Raw genomic sequence first — 19,263 nt, 5'->3', positions numbered from 1 at the left:
TTCAACGATGGAAGCCAACCATGACGCGCCCGAATATCCTGTTCATCATGGCCGACCAGATGGCCGCGCCGCTCTTGCCGATATATGGCCCTTCACCAATCCAGATGCCCCACCTGAGCCGCCTGGCCGATCAGGCGGTGGTGTTCGATTCGGCCTACTGCAACAGCCCGCTGTGCGCACCCTCGCGCTTTACCCTGGTAAGCGGCCAGTTGCCCAGCCGTATTGGCGCCTACGACAACGCCGCCGACTTCCCGGCCGATATCCCGACCTACGCCCACTACCTGCGCCGGCTCGGCTACCGCACCGCGCTGTCGGGCAAGATGCATTTCTGCGGCCCGGACCAGTTGCACGGCTACGAAGAACGCTTGACCAGCGACATCTACCCCGCCGACTACGGCTGGGCAGTTAACTGGGATGCCCCGGACGAGCGCGCAAGCTGGTATCACAACATGTCATCGGTATTGCAGGCCGGCCCTTGCGTGCGTACCAACCAGCTGGATTTCGACGAAGAAGTGGTATTCAAGGCCCGTCAGTACCTTTACGACCATGTCCGCGAGAACGATGGTCGTCCGTTCTGCCTCACCGTGTCCATGACCCACCCCCACGACCCGTACACCATCCCCAAGCGCTACTGGGATCGCTACGAGGGTGTGGATATCCCCATGCCCCGCGCCGAGTTCGGCCAGCACGAGCTCGACCCGCACTCACAGCGCCTGCTCAAGGTGTACGACCTGTGGAACAAGCCCCTGCCTGTGGACAAGATCCGCGATGCACGCCGTGCCTACTTCGGTGCCTGCAGCTACATCGACGACAACATCGGCCAGCTGTTGCAGACCCTGGAGGAGTGCAACCTGGCCGACGACACCTTGGTCATTTTCTCTGGCGATCACGGCGACATGCTTGGCGAGCGCGGGCTCTGGTACAAGATGCACTGGTTCGAGATGTCGGCGCGGGTGCCGCTGCTGGTCCACGCGCCCAAGCGCTTCGCCCCGGCCCGGGTCAGTGCCTCGGTATCGACCTGCGACCTGCTGCCGACGCTGGTCGAGCTTGCCGGCGGTACTGTGGATAAAAGTTTGCATCTGGACGGCCAATCGCTGCTCGGCCACCTGCAAGGGCAGGGTGGCCACGACCAAGTGATCGGCGAGTACATGGCCGAGGGTACCGTCGGGCCACTGATGATGATCCGCCGCGGCCCATACAAGTTCGTGTACAGCGAAGACGACCCGTGTTTACTCTATGACCTGAGCCGCGACCCGCACGAGCGGGAGAACCTCACCGGCAGCCCGGACCATCAGGTGCTGCTGCAGGCATTTGTCGACGAAGCACGCCAGCGCTGGGATATCCCCAGCCTGCGCCAGCAGGTACTGGCCAGCCAGCGGCGCCGCCGCCTGGTGGCCGAAGCGCTGGCCATCGGCAAACTGAAAAGCTGGGACCACCAACCGCTGGTGGACGCCAGCCAACAGTACATGCGCAACCACATCGATCTCGACGACCTCGAGCGCAAGGCACGTTATCCACAGCCCGCACCCCTGGATTGAGAAGAGAAGCCGCCATGCAGAAGTTCTCCACCATCGTGTTCGCCCTGGCCCTGAGCCTGGGCACCGCCACGGCCCACGCCGAAGACGCGCAATGCAGCACCGTAAGGATGGCCGACCCCGGCTGGAGCGACATCGCCACCACCAACGCCATCGCCCGCTTGCTTCTGGAGAGCCTGGGCTACCAGGTGAAGATCGACAGCCTGGCGGTGCCGATCATCTACGGCGGCCTCAAGGACGGTAAGGTCGATGCCTTCCTGGGTAACTGGATGCCGGCGCATCAGGGTTTTCATGACAAGTTCGTTGCCAATGGCGATGTGCAGCAGCTGTCGCGCAACCTTGAAGGCACCGAGTTCACCCTGGCGGTGCCCGATTACGTGTGGGATGCCGGCGTGAAGAGCTTCGCCGACCTGCAACAGCATGCCGATCAGTTCGACAAGAAGCTGTACGGAATCGGCTCAGGCGCGCCCGCCAACCTGTCGCTGAAGCAGATCATCGACAAGAATGAATTCGACCTCGGCCAATGGAAGCTGGTCGAATCGAGCGAACAGGCAATGCTGGCGCAGGTCGACCGCGCCGTGAAGAAGAAGCAGTTCATCACCTTCCTGGGCTGGACCCCGCACCCGATGAACGTGAAACTGAACATGCATTACCTGACGGGCGGGGAGAAGTGGTTTGGCAGCAAGGGTGAGGTCTATACCCTGACGCGCAAAGGTTATCCACAAGCCTGCCCTAACCCCGCAAAATTGTTGGGTAACCTGACATTCACCCTGGACATGGAAAACAGCATCATGGCGGAGGTTGTGGATAAAAAGATCAGTTTCGATGAAGCGGCCAAGGCGTGGGTCAAGGCGCATCCAGATCTGCTTCAAAAATGGCTTGATGGAGTGACCACCACTTCTGGCGGCGATGCCAAAGAGGCTGTCAACGCCAAACTCTGATTGGTTTATCTGTTAGGTTGCTGGGGCCGCGTTGCGGCCCATTCGCGACGCAAGGCCGCTCCTACACGCAGGGTACGATTTGGCGTAGGAGCGGCCTTGTGTCGCGAAACGAGGGCAAAGCCCTCGCCTGCGCTTTTGAATCAGGAACTGCCCATGCCCCGCTTAAACCACCTGCTGCCCTTCTTGACCTGGCTGCCCCGTCAATCGGGCCGCAGCCTGCGCGAGGACCTGCTGGTCGGCCTGAGCGGTGCCATCCTTGCCCTGCCGCAATCGATCGCCTACGCCCTGATCGCCGGCCTGCCTGCCGAATACGGTCTTTATGCGGCCATCGTGCCGGTACTGGTCGCCTGCCTGTGGGGCTCGTCCTGGTACCTGATTTGCGGGCCGACCGCCGCCATCTCCATCGTCCTTTACGCCAGCATCAGCCCCTTGGCGGTGGCCGGTAGTGCCGATTACGTGACCCTCGTGCTGCTGCTGACCTTCCTCGCTGGCATCTTCCAGTTGCTGCTCGGGCTGCTGCGCTTCGGCGCACTGGTCAACTTCGTTTCCCATTCGGTGGTGCTTGGCTTCACCCTGGGCGCCGCCATCGTCATTGCCCTCGGCCAGTTACCCAACCTGCTGGGTATGGATTTGCCGAGCCAGGCCACGGCGTTTAAAACAGTACAAGACCTGGCAAGCCATGCTGGTGAGGTCGACTTGCCGTCCCTGATCCTGGGCTTGGGCACCGTCCTTGTCGGTGTGGCCTTCAAACTTTGGCGGCCACGCTGGCCGAGCCTGTTGATAAGCCTCATCGTAATCAGCCTGGTGGCCTGGTCGCTGCCTGGTTTCTTTGGCCATGTACCGCGGGTGCCAGCGTTCACCGGCCAGCTACCCCCACTCAGCCCACTGCCGTTACTGGATGTGGAGCTGATGCTGCGCCTGCTGCCCAGTGCCGTAGCGGTGGGTATGCTGGGCCTGGTAACCAGCCTGTCGATTGCCCGTTCGCTGTCGGCACGCTCCGAACAGCTGATCGACGCCGACCAGGAAATCCGCGCCCAAGGTATGTCGAACATCGTCGGTTCATTCTTTTCAGGCTACCTGTCTTCTGGCTCCTTCACCCGCTCTGGGCTCAGCTACGACGCTGGCGCCCGCTCGCCCATGGCAGGGGTGTTCTCGGCGCTTTGGGTGGCGCTGTTCGCCGTCACCGGTGCAGGGTTGATCGCACACCTGCCGATACCGGCCATGGCCGGCAGTATCCTGCTGATCTGCTGGGGCCTGGTGGACCACCGGGGCATCCGTGCGCTGTTCAGGGTCAGCCGGTCGGAGTTCCTGGTTATGGCCCTGACCGCTGCAGCAACCTTGCTGCTGGAGCTGCAGACAGCGATTTATGCCGGTGTGCTGGCTTCGCTGTTCTTCTACCTCAAGCGCACTTCACGGCCACGCGTACAGCAGAGCCGCGAAGGGCAGGCCGACGTGCTGCGGGTGGGCGGGTCGATCTTCTTCGGTGCGGCGCACTACCTGCAGGTGCGCCTGCAGCGTTGCCAGGGCCCGCATGTGGTGATCGATGCACGCCAGGTGAATTTCATCGATTACTCGGGTGTGGACATGTTGCACCGCGAGGCACGGCGGTTGCGCCGGGCCGGAGGGAGCCTGACCTTGCTTCGGGCAAGGCCGCAGGTGGTCGAGGAATTGCAGAAGCTGGAAGGGGTGGAGCTTTGCCCCATTCAATTTGCGGAGTGATCTTCAGGGCTGCTTGCCAAGGCCTGAGGCCGGCGCTGTACCTGTAGGGGCTGGCTTGCCGGCGATGGGCCGCAAAGCGGCCCCATAAATCTCAGCCCCGAGCGAGCTGCCGGCGTAACTCAGCCAGCACCGGCGCCGTTTCCGGACGTACCCCACGCCAGATGAAGAACGCCTCCGCCGCCTGCTCTGCCAACATGCCCAGCCCATCCAGCACCTTGGCCGCCCCCAGCTTGCTGGCCCACTGGCAGAATGGCGTCGGCTCCTTGCCATACATCATGTCGTAGCACACGGTGCGCCCGGCCTCGACCAGGCTGTCGGCAATCGGCGGCAGCTCGCCGGACAGGCTCGCCGACGTGGCGTTGATGATCACGTCCACCGGCTCGTGCAGCCAGGCGAAACCGCTGGTCATCACCGGCCCCATCTCATCGAACTCGCGTGCCAGCTGCTCGGCCTTTTCCAGTGTGCGGTTGGCAATTACCAAGGACTGAGGGTCATGCGCCAGGATCGGCTCCAGCACGCCGCGCACTGCGCCCCCGGCGCCAAGGATCAGAATACGTTTGCCAGTCAGTTCAACCCCGGCATTCACTGTAAGGTCGCGCACAAGGCCCGCGCCATCGGTGTTGTCACCCCGCAGCGAGCCATCGGCCAACTTGCTCAAGGTGTTCACCGCCCCGGCCCGTTGGGCGCGCGGGGTGAGGCTGTCACACAGGCGGTAGGCCTCTTCCTTGAATGGCACGGTCACGTTGGCGCCACTGCCTTGCTTGAAAAAGCCCCGGGCGCAGTCGCTGAACTCGTCAAGCGGCGCCAGCAGGGTGGCGTACTCCAGGTCCTGGCCGGTCTGTTCGGCGAACAGGCGGTGAATCAACGGCGACTTGCTGTGGCCGATTGGGTTACCAAATACGACGTACTGGTCCATGAGGGCTCCTCGGTTATCCACAAGCTTACTGTGCAAGCCAATCGCGGTCTTGCAGGAAGTACTCGGTCAGGCGCGCTTCTTCGCTGCCAGGTACGGCCTTCCAGTCGTAGCCCCAGCGCACTTGCGGCGGCAGCGACATGAGGATCGACTCGGTACGGCCACCGGACTGCAGGCCGAAGAGGGTGCCACGGTCATACACCAGGTTGAACTCCACATAGCGCCCGCGGCGGTACTCCTGGAACTCGCGCTGCTCAGCGGTATAGGGCGTGTCCTTGCGGCGCTGGACGATCGGCAGGTAGGCGTCGACGTAGGCATCGCCGATGGCGCGGATGAAGGCGAAGCAGGTATCGAAGCCCCACTCGTTCAAGTCATCGAAGAACAGCCCGCCGATACCGCGCGGCTCGCCACGGTGTTTGATGTGGAAGTAACGGTCGCACCAGGCCTTGTAGCGCGGGTACACGTCAGCGCCGAACGGCGCGCAGGCCTGCTCGGCCACACGGTGCCAGTGGATGCAGTCTTCCTCGTTGCCGTAGTAGGGGGTCAGGTCGAAGCCGCCGCCAAACCACCACACAGCCTCTTCACCTTCTTTTTCGGCGATGAAGAAACGCACGTTGGCGTGGGAAGTCGGCACGTGCGGGTTATGCGGGTGGATCACCAGCGACACGCCCAAGGCCTCGAAGCCACGGCCTGCCAGCTCGGGGCGGTGGGCGCTGGCCGACGGAGGCAGGCCGCTACCGAACACGTGGGAGAAGTTGACGCCGCCTTTCTCGATCAGCTTGCCGTCGCCGATCACCCGCGTGCGGCCCCCGCCACCGGCTTCGCGCACCCAGGCATCCTCGACGAAGCGGGCGCCCCCGTCCTCGGTTTCGAGGGCAGAGCAGATGCGGTCTTGCAGGTCGAGCAGGTAGGCTTTCACGGCCTCGGTGCGGCTAGTCATCGGGTCACCAGGAACGGGCAGGGAAGAATTCGCCGCGTAGCATACCACCGGCAGCTGGCGCGCCGCAGTTGACGGCGATCAAGCAAAGGCGTCCGATAGAAGGCCTTTCCCGATCCCGACAACAGGAGTGCGAGATGGCCAAGCGTATCCAGTTCAGCCAGCATGGCGGCCCGGAAGTATTGCAGCTGGTGGAGTTCGACCCGGCACCGCCCGGGGCGCAGCAGGTTCGAGTGCGTAACCATGCGATCGGCTTGAACTTCATCGACACCTATTTCCGCAGCGGGCTGTATGCCCCGCCTGCGCTGCCTTCAGGCCTGGGCACCGAGGGTGCCGGGGTAGTCGAGGCGGTAGGTGAGGGCGTCACCCGCCTGAAAGTGGGCGACCGCGTGGCCTATGGCGGCGGCCCGCTGGGTGCCTACAGCGAGGTGCACACCTTGCCGGAGGCCAACCTGGTCAAGCTGCCCGACAACATCAGCTTCGAGCAAGCGGCGGCGGTGATGCTCAAGGGCCTGACCGTGCAGTACCTGCTCAAGCAGACCTACGCCGTGCAGCCGGGCGAGGTGATCCTGTTCCACGCCGCCGCCGGGGGCGTCGGCTCGCTCGCGTGCCAATGGGCCAAGGCGCTGGGGGCCAAGCTGATCGGTACCGTCAGTTCGGCCGAGAAAGCAGAGCGGGCCAAGGCACTGGGCGCCTGGGAGACCATCGACTACAGCCGCGAGGATGTGGCCAAGCGGGTGCTGGAGCTGACCGATGGCAAGAAATGCCCGGTGGTGTATGACGGTGTAGGCGCCGATACCTGGCTGACCTCGCTGGACTGCCTGCAGCCACGCGGGTTGATGGTGAGCTTCGGCAATGCGTCCGGCGCAGTCAGCGGGGTGAACCTGGGGATCCTGGCGCAGAAGGGCTCGCTGTATGTCACCCGGCCGACCTTGGCCAGCTACGCCAACAATGCCGAGAACACTCAGGCCATGGCGGATGACCTGTTTGCAGTGATCGCCAGTGGCAAGGTGGTTGTGGATATCCAGCAGCGGTATCCGTTGAGCGAGGCGGCCAAGGCGCAGAGCGAACTGTCGGCGCGGCGGACGGTGGGTTCGACTGTTTTGTTGCCTTGAGTGCCTGGCTTGGAGCTTTTAGAGCCTTTGAGATAGAGCGCCGTGCGGACGGCGCTCGTTCTACGCATCTATGCAAAAACCAAGACGAACACCTGCAAACCTCACAACTACCTCTGCTGCGCAGGCGCTGACTCGATGCCATCAAGCATCGCCTCTACCAACCCTTCCGCCATCTCGATCGCATGCAGGTTCGACCAGTACATGCCGCGGCCTTCTTCGCGCAGGTAATCGAGCGTCTTGTAGCCAGTCTCGTAGGCACACCGCAGGTAGAGGGCTACGTGGACCAAGGCGTCGGCGGCGGAAATGTTGGGGTTTACGCTGAACAGCGCTGAATGGCCGGCGTCGCAGCGGCCGAAGGGGCGGGTGGAAGTGCAGGGAAGTGGTGGATCGGGCACTAGCTTTTTCATGATTAGCTCCAGAGATTGAAGCTGACATCCATCCGTTACCACACGGATTAGGTGGCAGCTGTACGCGGGGTGGTAAACCGGGCTGGAGCATTCCCCGGCAGGCAAACGCCTCCCGCGCACAGCCGCCATAGACTGTGACTCCAGACCACCCGGGTTACCACACCCGATCGCCAAGTTGTTCGGCGACGGTCTGAAGCCTAGAGACAGGACTTCCCACTGAGAAGGTGATGGTATTCGATGCGGGTTGTAGGAGTTTTCCCAAACTGATGTGCTGGCAGCATTCAGGGCCGCTTTGCGGCCCATTCGCCGGCAAGCCGGCTTACACGCAACCCCTGTGGGAGCCGGCTTGCCGGCGATTCGAGGGCGCAGCCCTCGCCAGCGTCAACCCGGGCGAACGATCTCGCCCGTGGCCAGGTTACGAATCACACTCGGATTCTTCCGCCCACCCAGGGCCCCACCCAGCACCATGTCCAGGTCACCATGGAAATACTGCTCCACTCGCAACCGGCTCTTCGCCGCCGGGCGCCCGCCTGGGTTGCAAGAAGTGGAAATCAACGGCCCGACCAGCGCGCACAGCTCGCGCACCTGCGGGTGATCACTGACCCGCAGCGCCACGGTGTCATGCTGCCCCGTCACCCACTCCGGCAACAGGTCCTGGTGCGGCACCAGCCAGGTATTGGGCCCAGGCCAGGTGCTGCCCATGCGGTCGATCCAGTCCTCTGGAAAATCCTCGAACAGGAAGTCGAACTGGCGGATGTTGTCGGCGACCAGGATCAGCCCTTTATCCACAGGCCGCGACTTGAGCGCCAGCAAGCGATACACCGCGTCCTCGTTCCATGGGTCGCAGCCCAGGCCCCAGACCGCTTCAGTCGGGTAGGCGATCACCGCACCGGCCCGAATCTCACGCGCGGCTTGTTGCACACGCCAACTGCTCACCATTTGTGTCTCTCCGCATTTAAGCCATGCGCGCAGTTTACTTAGCCAGCGCGGGCAAACCAACGCCCGGCTTCATTGGTCACCCGGCCCTCAAGCTCCAGCTCGGTCAATTGCGCCAGTACTTGCGCCAAGGGCAGCTCGCTACAAGCAGCCAGTGCCTCGCTGGTCTGCGGTGCAGCATGCAGCAAGGCAAGCAATGGATGGGACGGTTTATCCACAACTGCCGGCGGCAGGTTCTGCCAACCCTGCAAGCTTTCCAGTATCTGCCCCACACTTTCAACCAGCAGTGCGCCGTCGCGAATCAACTGGTGGCAGCCTTTGGCACCGGGGTGGTGGATCGAGCCGGGAACGGCGTAAACCTCACGGCCTTGCTCGGCGGCCAGGCGGGCAGTGATCAAAGAACCGCTGGCCAGGCTCGCCTCAACCACCAGCACGCCAAGTGACAGGCCACTGATGATGCGATTGCGTCGCGGAAAGTTACCCGGCAGCGGCCCGGCATCGAGCGGGTACTCGGAAACCAGCGCGCTACCGCTGTCGATCATCGCTTTGGCCAGGTCACGGTGGCGCTGTGGATAAAGTTTTTGCAGCCCAGTGCCTAACACACCGATCGTGCCTCCCCCGGCCTGCAATGCGGCCCGATGAGCGGCACCGTCGATTCCCAAAGCAAGCCCACTGGTGATGGTGAAGCCAGCCTGCGAGAGGTAACGGGAAAATGCCTTGGCGGTGTCGAGCGCCGGGGGTGAAGCACGCCTGCTGCCCACTATTGCCAGCTGTGGCCGTTCGAGCAAAGCCGGGTCGCCTGCGACGAAAAGCAGCGGCGGGGCATCATCGATTTCGCCCAGCAGCGCGGGGTAGCCAGGGCTGTCCCACATCAGCAAATGCTGGCCCGGACGCTCTATCCAGGCCATTGCAGCCAGCGCCCCGTCGCGTACTTCGGCACTGCGCCGGGCGTCGATGGTGGCCTGCGCAATGCCCAGCGCACGCCAGGCACCCGCCGGTGCACTGAGCGCTGAAGACGCACTGCCAAAGGCTTGCAGCAAGGTGTGAAAACGACGCAATCCCGTCTCGGGCAGGCGGTGTAGACGTAACCGCGCTTCCAGTTCGGCAGGCGGGCAAAGCGACGAATGGTTGAACGGCATAGAGATCATCCTTGATCGAAACAGGGCCATTTACGTGGCACAACCTGTGGATAAGTTTGTGGGTAACACTTTGAAAAGCTGTCCATTAAATGGACGCTATCAAGCCCATAAACACCCTAGACGAGCTTGCCAGGTGCCGAAATCGTCGATTCCCTTTATTATGTATGCTCAGTTTTCAACCGAACGCACAGTGATTGCCTGACCCTATGGCCATTTTGAACATTCTCGAATTCCCAGACCCGCGCCTGCGCACCATCGCCAAACCGGTGACGGAGTTCGACGACGCCCTGCGCCAGCTGATCGACGACATGTTTGAAACCATGTACGAAGCGCCTGGCATCGGCCTGGCTGCCACCCAGGTCAACGTCCACAAACAGATTGTGGTCATGGACCTGAGCGAAGACCGCAGCGAGCCGCGGGTCTTCATCAACCCGTCGGTCGAAGAGCTGACCCACGACATGGGCCAGTACCAGGAAGGCTGCCTGTCGGTGCCGGGCTTCTACGAGAACGTCGACCGTCCGCTGCGTGTGCGCGTCAAGGCGCAGGACCGTGACGGCAAGCCTTTCGAGCTCGAAGCCGAAGGCCTTCTGGCGGTATGCGTGCAGCACGAGTTCGATCACCTCAACGGCAAGCTGTTCGTCGACTACCTGTCGCAGCTCAAGCGCGACCGGATCAAGAAGAAGCTGGAAAAGCAGCACCGCCAGCAAGCCTGATCCCACCTTCCAGAAGGCTTGCTCCGGCAAGCCTTTTTCTTTTTTGAAGCGAGAACTCCATGCGCATCGTCTTTGCAGGCACTCCAGAGTTTGCCGCCGAACACCTCAAGGCCCTGCTCGACAGCCCCTACGAGATCGTGGCCGTCTACACCCAGCCCGACCGCCCGGCCGGCCGTGGCCAGAAGCTGATGCCAAGCGCGGTCAAAGCACTGGCGGTGGCCCATGACATCCCGGTGTTCCAGCCGCCAACCCTGCGCAATGAAGATGCCCAGGCGGAACTCGCCGCGCTCAAGCCGGACCTGATGGTAGTGGTCGCCTATGGCCTGATCTTGCCCCAGGTGGTGCTGGACATCCCGCGCCTGGGCTGCATCAACAGCCACGCCTCCCTGCTGCCACGCTGGCGCGGCGCCGCGCCGATCCAGCGCGCCGTGGAAGCCGGCGACGCCGAGAGCGGCGTGACCGTGATGCGCATGGAAGCAGGCCTGGACACTGGCCCGATGCTGCTCAAGGTCGTCACGCCAATCAGTGCCGAAGACACCGGCGGCAGCCTGCACGATCGCCTCGCCGCAATGGGCCCGCCAGCCGTGGTGCAAGCCATCGCCGGCCTGGCCGATGGCAGCCTGCAAGGCGAGGTGCAGGACGACGCCCTGGCCACGTATGCGCACAAGCTGAACAAAGACGAGGCACGCATCGACTGGAGCCGCCCGGCTGTGGAGCTTGAGCGCCTGATCCGCGCCTTCAACCCTTGGCCGGTGTGCCACAGCACTCTGGATGGCGAAAGCGTGAAGATGCTGGCCGCCAGATTGTCCACCGGTGAAGGCGCCCCTGGCGAGATCTTGTCAGCCAGCAAAGACGGCCTCGTGGTCGCCTGCGGTGACCAGGCCTTGAGCCTTACCCGCCTGCAATTGCCTGGTGGCAAGGCCCTGGCCTTCAGCGACCTGTTCAATAGCCGCCGCGAGAAGTTCGCCACCGGCAAGGTGCTTGGCCAATGAATCCACGCCTCGCCGCCGCCCGTGCCTTGGCCGCTGTGCTCAGTGGCAAGGCCTCGCTGAACAGTTCGCTGCCAGCGCAACTGGACAAGGTCGAGGACCGCGACCGCGGCCTGACCCAGGACCTGGCGTTCGGTACCGCCCGCTGGCAGCCACGCCTGGACCTGCTCGCAGCCCAGTTGCTGCAGAAGCCGTTCAAGGCCGCTGATGCCGATGTGCAGGCACTGCTGCTGGTAGGCCTGTACCAGTTGTTCTACACGCGCATCCCGGCCCACGCCGCCATCGGCGAGACGGTCGGTTGCGCCGACAAACTGAAAAAACCGTGGGCCAAGGGCCTGCTCAACGCCGTGCTGCGCCGCGCCCAACGTGAAGGCGAGGCGCTGCTCGCCGGCATGGAACGCGACCCTGTTGTACGCACCGCCCACCCACGCTGGCTGCAGAAAGCCCTCAAGGCGTTCTGGCCCGAGCAATGGGAAGCCATTTGCGCGGCCAACAACGCTCACCCGCCAATGATCCTGCGGGTCAACCGCCGCCACCACAGCCGCGATGGCTACCTTGCCCTGCTGACCGAAACCGGCGTTGGCGCCAGCGCCTGCCAGTTCAGCCGCGACGGCATTGTGCTGACTGAGGCCTGCGACGTGCGCAGCCTGCCGGGCTTTGCCGAGGGCTGGGTGAGCGTTCAGGACGAAGCCGCGCAGCTGTCGGCCGACCTGCTTGAACTGGCCCCCGGCCAGCGCGTGCTCGATGCCTGCTGCGCCCCAGGCGGCAAGACGTGCCACCTGCTCGAGGCAGAAGCGGGCCTTGCGCACCTAGTGGCCATCGACCTGGAAGCCAAGCGCCTGACCCGGGTGCGCGAGAACCTCGACCGCCTGCAACTGGACGCCGAACTGATCGCCTGCGACGCCCGTGACACCGCCAGCTGGTGGGACGGCAAGCCGTTCCAGCGCATCCTGCTCGACGCGCCGTGCTCGGCTACCGGCGTCATTCGCCGCCACCCGGACATCAAGCTGACCCGCCAGGCTGACGACATTCCGGCGCTGGCCGCGCTGCAGGGCGAGTTGCTCGATGCCCTGTGGCCGACCCTGGAAGTCGGCGGCATGCTGCTGTACGCCACTTGCTCCAGCCTGCCGACCGAGAATACCGAAGTGATCGAGGCCTTCCTTGCCCGCACGCCGGGCGCCCGTGAGCTGGACCTGGCCACCGAAGCTGGTATCCGCCAGTCCCATGGCCGCCAGCTGCTGGCCCAGGAAGGCGGCCATGACGGTTTCTACTATGCCAAGCTGATCAAGATCGCCGCCTCGCGCGGTTAAGAAAAAAGTTAGGGAGTAGCGGATGAAGATCATCATCCTTGGCGCAGGCCAGGTGGGCGGTACGCTGGCAGAGCATCTGGCCAGCGAAGCCAACGACATCACTGTGGTCGATACCGACGGCGACCGCCTGCGTGACCTGGGCGACCGCCTGGATATCCGTACCGTGCAAGGCCGCGGCTCGCTCCCGACGGTCCTGCGCCAGGCCGGTGCCGATGACGCTGACATGCTGGTGGCGGTGACCAACAGCGACGAAACCAACATGGTCGCCTGCCAGGTCGCCTATTCGCTGTTCCACACGCCCACCAAGATCGCCCGGGTGCGTGAATCGGCCTACCTCACCCGCGAAGAGCTGTTCGACAACGACCACATCCCCGTGGACGTGCTGATCAGCCCCGAGCAGGTCGTGACCAACTACATCAAGCGGCTCATCGAACACCCAGGTTCGCTGCAGGTGATCGACTTTGCCGAGGGCAAGGCGCAGCTGGTGGCGGTCAAGGCCTATTACGGCGGCCCATTGGTGGGCCAGCAGTTGCGCCAGATCCGCGCGCACATGCCCAACGTCGATACCCGCGTGGCCGCAATCTTCCGCCGTGACCGGCCAATCACCCCACGGGGCGACACCGTGATCGAGGCCGATGACGAGGTGTTCTTCATCGCCGCGAAGAAAGACATCCGCGCCGTGATGGGCGAGCTACGGCGCATCGACGAGACCAACAAGCGTGTGGTCATCGCCGGCGGCGGGCAGATCGGCGAACGCCTGGCCGAGGCCATCGAAAGCCGCTACCAGGTGAAGATCATCGAGATGAGCGCAGCCCGTTGCCGGCACCTCTCCGACACCCTGGAAAGCACCGTGGTGCTGCAGGGCAGCGCCTCGGACAAGGACCTGATGCTCGAAGAGAACATTGCCGATGCCGACATCTTCCTGGCCCTGACCAATGATGACGAGGCGAACATCATGTCGTCACTGCTGGCCAAGCGCCTGGGCGCGGGCAAGGTAATGACGATCATCAACAACCCGGCCTACGTAGACCTCGTGCAAGGCGGCGAAATCGATATCGCCATCAGCCCCCAGCTGGCAACCATCGGTACCTTGCTGGCGCATGTGCGCCGTGGCGATATCGTCAGCGTGCACTCCCTGCGCCGCGGTGCGGCAGAGGCCATCGAGGCGGTGGCCCATGGCGACTCGAAATCGAGCAAGGTGATCGGCAAGGCCATCGAAGATATCGCCTTGCCGCCGGGCACCACCATTGGCGCGATCATCCGCGACGAGCAGGTGCTGATCGCCCACGACGACACAGTGATCGAGTCGGGTGACCACGTGATCCTGTTCGTTGTGGATAAAAAGCACATTCGCGACGTGGAGAAGCTGTTCCACGTCGGCTTGAGTTTCTTCTAGGGGAGGCGGGCATGCGCGAATCGCTGGAGAAAATGCTGGCCAAGGGTGTGGATAACCCGCTGCTGCGGTTCGGCCTGGGCAAGGCTTGGCTGGACGAGGGCAACGGCGCCGAAGCGGCAGTGCACCTGGCCCGTTGCGTGGCCCAGGACCCCAAATATTCGGCAGCGTGGAAGCTGCTCGGCAAGGCGTATCAACTGCAGGGCGACCTGACGGCGGCGCGCAAGGCCTGGGAAGACGGGATCGTGGCGGCGCAGGCCCATGGGGACAAGCAGGCCGAGAAAGAGATGGCGGTGTTTCTCAAGAAGCTGAATAAAGCCTGAAATGCCGGGACTGCTTTGCAGCCCATCGCCGGCAAGCCGGCTCCCACAAGTACAGTGCAGGCCTCAAGAACTGCGCGTTCCCTGTGGGAGCCGGCTTGCCGGCGATAGGGCCGGTAAATCCGATGCAAGACTCAAAGGAAAGCCCCGCAAAGGTAATCCTGGCTAGAAAGTTCGCACGAGCGGCATTCGCCCTGATGAAAAATCAGGACGAATAGGTCACCAAAGGCGCGAAAATGGCTTGCTGATAACCATAGAATCTCCCACTGGGTTTGCGCTGAGTTTGAGAGCAGCGGGGTAGCTGTGGGGAAAGGGGCGCAAGGCGCCCCCAAAATCTCAGTACCAGCGCGCCTCGCCAGGCGGGCGCTTCTTGAAGCGCTTCATGCTCCACATGTACTGGCTCGGGTATTCGCGCACATAACGCTCGACCACCTTGCTCATGGCCGCCGCCGACACGTTCACATCCGTGCTGTACATTTCTTCTGGCGCAGCTTCGAGAAACACCTTGAAGCCCGAGCCATCCGGCAAGCGCAGGGCATGCAGGAACACCCCCACCGCCTTGCCACCGGCCAGCATGTTCGGCACGAACTTGCTGGTCAGCGCCTGGGTGCCCAGGAACGGCACGAACACACCAGCCGATTCCGCCGGCTCCGGGTCGGCGGGAATCCCCACCTGCCCACCGCGGCGCACTTCCTTGATCACGCTGAGGATGCCTTCCTTGGTCGAAGGCGCCACACGGTTGCCCATCTGCACCCGCTGCTCACGCAGCAGATCGTCCACGGCCTTGAGCTTCGGCGGGCGGTAGAAGATGATCGGTTTGCACTGGTTGCAGTAGAAGTGGTTGAGCACTTCCCAATTACCCAGGTGGCTGGTGATGCCGACCACACCCTTGCCTGAGGCCAGGGCCTGCTCCAGCACTTCCAGGCCGTGCACTTCCTTGACCAGCTCAAGCGAACGCTGTGGCGGCCAGATCCAGGCACAGGCACTTTCGACAAAGGATTTGCCGATGTCTCTCAGCGCACGGCCGACCAGCTGCTCGCGCTCGACCGGGTCCATCTCAGGGAAGCACTTGGCAAGGTTGATGCGCACGACATTGCGCGAACCGTTGGGGACTTTCCACATCAGCCAGCCGATCCCGGCACCGACGCGCTGTACCGCGCCCCAGGGCAGCTTGGCAAACAGACGCAGCACCCCGACCATCAGGGCGCCCTTGAACTTTTCCACAGGCCAATTCCTTATTTCAGCAAGGCGCGCATTGTAACCCCTCAGCGCAGCAAGGCGGCGTAACGATCACAATCGGTGGTGTGGTCCATGACCATGCCGGTAGCCTGCATGAAGGCGTAGCAGATGGTCGGGCCAACGAATGTAAAGCCGGCTTTCTGCAACGCCTTGCTCATCGCCTTGGCCTCGTCGGTGACCGCCGGCACTTCGCTTCGGGCACTGAAATGGTTGATCTTCGGCTCGCCGCCGACAAACGACCAGAGCCACTCGGCCGGGTTATCCACAGCCAGCCAGGCCTGGGCATTGCGCCGGACAGCCTTGAGCTTGAGGCGGTTGCGGATGATGCCGGCATCGAGCATCAGCTCTTCGATGCGCTCATCGCTCATCTGCGAAAGCTTCACCGGGTCGAAGCCATGCAGCACCTCGCGATAGCGCTCGCGTTTACGCAAGACGGTGATCCATGACAGGCCGGCCTGGAACCCTTCGAGCAAAAGCATCTCGAACAGCAACGCCGGATCACGCTGCGGTGTTCCCCATTCCTGGTCGTGATAAGCCTGGTACAACGGATCGTCGGTACACCAAAAGCAGCGTGGCATAAGGCTCCAATGAGTAGAGGGCGAGGCGAATCAGGTTATACTCCCGCTCTTTACATCCGCATCCCCAGATACAGGTGAATTTCGTGAGCCAGCCTACGCCAGCCGTGCGTACCTTCCAAGACCTGATCCTCGCCCTGCAGAACTACTGGGCAGCTCAAGGTTGTGTGGTGCTTCAGCCCTACGATATGGAAGTAGGCGCCGGCACTTTCCATACCGCTACATTCCTGCGCGCCGTCGGCCCGGAAACCTGGAACGCCGCCTACGTGCAGCCCAGCCGTCGCCCTGCCGACGGGCGGTATGGCGAAAACCCCAACCGCCTGCAGCACTACTACCAGTTCCAGGTGGTGCTCAAGCCCAACCCGGCCAACTTCCAGGAGCTGTACCTCGGCTCGCTGAAAGCCATCGGCCTGGATCCGCTGGTCCACGATATCCGCTTCGTCGAAGACAACTGGGAATCGCCGACCCTGGGCGCTTGGGGCCTGGGTTGGGAAATCTGGCTCAACGGCATGGAAGTGACCCAGTTCACCTACTTCCAGCAAGTAGGCGGCATCGAGTGCTACCCGGTCACCGGTGAAATCACCTACGGCCTGGAGCGCCTGGCCATGTACATCCAGGGTGTCGACTCGGTGTACGACCTGGTCTGGGCCGACGGCCCGTTCGGCAAGGTCACCTACGGCGATGTGTTCCACCAGAACGAAGTGGAACAGTCGACCTACAACTTCGAGCACGCCAACGTCGAGAAACTGTTCGAGCTGTTCGACTTCTACGAAAGCGAAGCCAACCGCCTGATCAAGCTGGACCTGCCGCTGCCGACCTATGAAATGGTGCTCAAGGCCTCGCACACCTTCAACCTGCTCGACGCCCGTCGCGCCATCTCGGTGACCGAGCGCCAGCGTTACATCCTGCGTGTGCGTACCCTGGCCCGGGACGTGGCGCAAAGCTATCTGCAAGCCCGTGCACGCCTGGGCTTCCCGATGGCTACCCCTGAACTGCGTGACGAAGTGTTGGCGAAGCTGGAGGCTGCACAATGAGTGCTCAAGATTTCCTGGTAGAACTGGGCACCGAAGAGCTGCCACCCAAAGCCTTGGCCACCCTTGGTGACGCCTTCCTGGCCGGCATCGAAAAAGGCCTGCAGGCCGCCGGCCTGAACTACACCGGCAAACAGGTGTACGCCGCGCCGCGTCGTCTGGCCGTGCTGATTCGCCAGCTGGATGTACAGCAGCCTGACCGCAGCATCAATATCGACGGCCCGCCCCTGCAGGCTGCCTTCAAGGACGGCGAGCCGACCCAGGCTGCCTTGGGCTTTGCCAAAAAGTGCGGGGTAGAGCTGTCGGAAATCGACCAGAGCGGCGCCAAGCTGCGCTTCTCCCAGCATATCCCGGGCAAGGCCACCGCCAGCCTGCTGCCGACCATCGTCGAAGATTCGCTCAACGACCTGCCGATCCCCAAGCGCATGCGCTGGGCCGCCAGCCGTGAAGAGTTCGTGCGCCCGACCCAGTGGCTGGTGATGCTGCTGGGCGATCAGGTCGTCGACTGCACCATCCTGTCGCAGCAGGCCGGCCGTGAATCCCGTGGGCACCGCTTCCACCATCCGCAGAACGTGGTCATCACCACCCCGGCCAACTACGTCGAAGACCTGCGCAAAGCCTACGTGCTGGCCGACTTCGCCGAACGCCGCGAGCTGATTGCCAAGCGCACCACCGAACTGGCCATGCAGCAGGAAGGCACTGCCATCGTACCGCCAGCGCTGCTGGATGAGGTGACTGCGCTGGTCGAGTGGCCGGTACCGCTGGTGTGCTCGTTCGAGGAGCGTTTCCTCGAGGTGCCGCAGGAAGCCTTGATCACCACCATGCAGGACAACCAGAAGTACTTCTGCCTGCTGGACAGCGAAGGCAAGCTGCTGCCGCGCTTCATCACCGTGGCCAACGTCGAAAGCCGTGACCCCAAGCAGATCGTCTCGGGTAACGAGAAGGTCGTGCGCCCGCGCCTGACCGACGCCGAGTTCTTCTTCAAGCAGGACAAGAAGCAGCCGCTCGAAACCTTCAACGAACGCCTGAAGAACGTAGTCTTCCAGGCGCAGTTGGGCACCGTCTACGACAAGGCCGAGCGCGTCTCCCGGCTTGCCGCGTACATTGCCCCGCTGATCGGCGGCGACGCCCAGCGCGCCGGCCGTGCCGGGCTGCTGTCCAAGTGCGACCTGGCCACCGAAATGGTCGGCGAATTCCCAGAGATGCAGGGCGTTGCCGGTTACTACTACGCGCTCAACGACGGCGAACCGCAAGACGTGGCCCTGGCGCTGAACGAGCAGTACATGCCGCGCGGTGCTGGCGCCGAGCTGCCACAGACCCTGACCGGTGCTGCGGTAGCCATCGCCGACAAGCTCGACACCCTGGTCGGTATCTTCGGCATCGGCATGCTGCCCACCGGCAGCAAAGACCCATATGCCTTGCGCCGCGCCGCCCTGGGCGTGCTGCGTATCCTGATCGAGAAGCAACTGGACCTGGACCTGACCCCTGCGGTGGAGTTCGCGGTCAAGCAGTTCGGCGCCAAGGTCAAGGCCGCAGGCCTGGCCGAGCAGGTGCTGGAGTTCATCTTCGACCGCCTGCGTGCACGTTATGAAGACGAAGGCATCGACGTTGCCACCTACCTGTCGGTACGTGCCCTGAAGCCGGGTTCGGCCCTGGACTTCGACCAGCGTGTGCAGGCCGTGCAGGCCTTCCGCAAGCTGCCGGAAGCCGAGGCGCTGGCCGCAGTGAACAAGCGTGTGTCGAACCTGCTGAGCAAAGCTGAAGGCGCCATTGCCGAACAGGTCGAGCCGAAGTACTTCGACAACGCCAACGAGTTCTCGCTGTATTCGGCCATCCAGCAGGCCGACCAGGCTGTGCAACCGATGGCTGCCGCACGTCAGTACAGCGAATCGCTGGCCCGCCTGGCGGCCCTGCGTGACCCGGTCGACGCCTTCTTCGAGGCGGTGATGGTCAACGCCGAGGATGCCAAGGTCCGCGCCAACCGTTATGCCCTGCTCAGCCGCCTGCGCGGCCTGTTCCTGGGCGTTGCTGACATTTCGCTGCTGGGGTAA

At 63.2% G+C, this 19,263-nt stretch carries 18 protein-coding genes; 11 read left to right on the top strand and 7 right to left on the bottom strand.

Translation table 11 applies throughout. The annotated features are described in order from the left end of the window. Positions 1–20 precede the first annotated feature (20 nt). The 3 genes from betC (at position 21) to JOE27_RS16740 (ending at position 4,195) form a co-directional block, all read left to right on the top strand. Complete coding sequence (betC, locus tag JOE27_RS16750; protein WP_115273219.1) at positions 21–1,538, top strand: choline-sulfatase; 1,518 nt, start codon at positions 21–23, stop codon at positions 1,536–1,538. 14 nt (positions 1,539–1,552) lie between these two features. Continuing rightward, positions 1,553–2,476, top strand: a complete 924-nt coding sequence (gene choX, locus JOE27_RS16745) for a choline ABC transporter substrate-binding protein (RefSeq protein WP_204919253.1) — start codon at positions 1,553–1,555, stop codon at positions 2,474–2,476. Positions 2,477–2,629: 153 nt separating this feature from the next. After that, complete coding sequence (locus JOE27_RS16740; RefSeq protein WP_119688012.1) at positions 2,630–4,195, top strand: SulP family inorganic anion transporter; 1,566 nt, start codon at positions 2,630–2,632, stop codon at positions 4,193–4,195. 91 nt (positions 4,196–4,286) lie between these two features. On the opposite strand, the gene aroE is transcribed toward JOE27_RS16740, so the two are convergent. Next, the gene (gene aroE, locus JOE27_RS16735) at positions 4,287–5,111 is read right to left on the bottom strand and encodes a shikimate dehydrogenase (RefSeq protein WP_204919251.1); all 825 of its coding nucleotides are present in this window, start codon (positions 5,109–5,111) and stop codon (positions 4,287–4,289) included. Between the two features lie 25 nt (positions 5,112–5,136). Continuing rightward, complete coding sequence (gene hemF / locus JOE27_RS16730) at positions 5,137–6,048, bottom strand: oxygen-dependent coproporphyrinogen oxidase (protein ID WP_046786806.1); 912 nt, start codon at positions 6,046–6,048, stop codon at positions 5,137–5,139. Between the two features lie 134 nt (positions 6,049–6,182). On the opposite strand from hemF, the gene JOE27_RS16725 reads away from it, so the two are divergent. Further along, the gene (locus JOE27_RS16725; RefSeq protein WP_119688011.1) at positions 6,183–7,160 is read left to right on the top strand and encodes an NADPH:quinone reductase; all 978 of its coding nucleotides are present in this window, start codon (positions 6,183–6,185) and stop codon (positions 7,158–7,160) included. Positions 7,161–7,267: 107 nt separating this feature from the next. On the opposite strand, the gene JOE27_RS16720 is transcribed toward JOE27_RS16725, so the two are convergent. The 3 genes from JOE27_RS16720 to dprA form a co-directional block, all read right to left on the bottom strand. After that, entirely contained in the window at positions 7,268–7,567 is a 300-nt protein-coding gene (locus JOE27_RS16720) for a hypothetical protein (RefSeq protein ID WP_204919249.1), read from the bottom strand. A gap of 381 nt (positions 7,568–7,948) precedes the next feature. Then, positions 7,949–8,506 (bottom strand): L-threonylcarbamoyladenylate synthase, encoded by a 558-nt coding sequence (locus JOE27_RS16715; RefSeq protein WP_012312041.1) that lies wholly within the window; start codon positions 8,504–8,506, stop codon positions 7,949–7,951. A 38-nt stretch (positions 8,507–8,544) separates the two neighbouring features. Continuing rightward, positions 8,545–9,642, bottom strand: a complete 1,098-nt coding sequence (gene dprA / locus JOE27_RS16710) for a DNA-processing protein DprA (protein WP_204919247.1) — start codon at positions 9,640–9,642, stop codon at positions 8,545–8,547. A gap of 206 nt (positions 9,643–9,848) precedes the next feature. Between dprA and def the strand changes: the two genes are divergently transcribed. Genes def through JOE27_RS16685 form a run of 5 tightly spaced genes read left to right on the top strand, consistent with a single transcriptional unit; the run spans position 9,849 to position 14,370 of the window. Beyond that, positions 9,849–10,355, top strand: coding sequence for a peptide deformylase (def, locus tag JOE27_RS16705; protein WP_012312039.1), 507 nt, complete (start codon positions 9,849–9,851; stop codon positions 10,353–10,355). Positions 10,356–10,414: 59 nt separating this feature from the next. Then, positions 10,415–11,347, top strand: a complete 933-nt coding sequence (gene fmt / locus JOE27_RS16700) for a methionyl-tRNA formyltransferase (protein ID WP_204919245.1) — start codon at positions 10,415–10,417, stop codon at positions 11,345–11,347. Beyond that, the gene (gene rsmB / locus JOE27_RS16695) at positions 11,344–12,654 is read left to right on the top strand and encodes a 16S rRNA (cytosine(967)-C(5))-methyltransferase RsmB (protein ID WP_204919243.1); all 1,311 of its coding nucleotides are present in this window, start codon (positions 11,344–11,346) and stop codon (positions 12,652–12,654) included. Before fmt ends, rsmB begins: the two co-directional genes overlap by 4 nt. Positions 12,655–12,676: 22 nt before the next feature. Further along, positions 12,677–14,050 (top strand): Trk system potassium transporter TrkA, encoded by a 1,374-nt coding sequence (trkA, locus tag JOE27_RS16690; RefSeq protein ID WP_012312036.1) that lies wholly within the window; start codon positions 12,677–12,679, stop codon positions 14,048–14,050. 11 nt (positions 14,051–14,061) lie between these two features. Further along, a complete protein-coding gene (locus tag JOE27_RS16685) occupies positions 14,062–14,370 on the top strand; it encodes a tetratricopeptide repeat protein (RefSeq protein WP_204919241.1) in 309 nt (102 codons plus the stop codon). A gap of 333 nt (positions 14,371–14,703) precedes the next feature. Here the strand turns inward: JOE27_RS16685 and JOE27_RS16680 are convergent, their stop codons facing one another. Together JOE27_RS16680 and JOE27_RS16675 are read right to left on the bottom strand one after the other, a co-directional pair. Then, on the bottom strand, positions 14,704–15,591 hold the full coding sequence (locus JOE27_RS16680; protein ID WP_012312034.1) for a lysophospholipid acyltransferase: 888 nt from the start codon (positions 15,589–15,591) through the stop codon (positions 14,704–14,706). A gap of 41 nt (positions 15,592–15,632) precedes the next feature. After that, positions 15,633–16,184, bottom strand: a complete 552-nt coding sequence (locus JOE27_RS16675) for a DNA-3-methyladenine glycosylase I (protein WP_012312033.1) — start codon at positions 16,182–16,184, stop codon at positions 15,633–15,635. An 83-nt stretch (positions 16,185–16,267) separates the two neighbouring features. Between JOE27_RS16675 and glyQ the strand changes: the two genes are divergently transcribed. Both glyQ and glyS read left to right on the top strand, forming a co-directional pair. Next, positions 16,268–17,215 (top strand): glycine--tRNA ligase subunit alpha, encoded by a 948-nt coding sequence (glyQ, locus tag JOE27_RS16670; protein ID WP_012312032.1) that lies wholly within the window; start codon positions 16,268–16,270, stop codon positions 17,213–17,215. Continuing rightward, positions 17,212–19,263 carry a glycine--tRNA ligase subunit beta gene (gene glyS / locus JOE27_RS16665; protein ID WP_012312031.1) on the top strand — a complete coding sequence of 684 codons (2,052 nt, stop codon included), beginning with the start codon at positions 17,212–17,214 and terminating at the stop codon, positions 19,261–19,263. The genes glyQ and glyS overlap by 4 nt, the downstream gene beginning before the upstream one ends.

The organism is Pseudomonas sp. M5, from assembly GCF_016907075.1.
GTDB classification, from domain to species: Bacteria; Pseudomonadota; Gammaproteobacteria; order Pseudomonadales; family Pseudomonadaceae; genus Aquipseudomonas; species Aquipseudomonas putida_E.
Note: the sequence above shows the minus strand (reverse complement) of the source record. Positions and strands in the feature narration are given on the sequence as shown.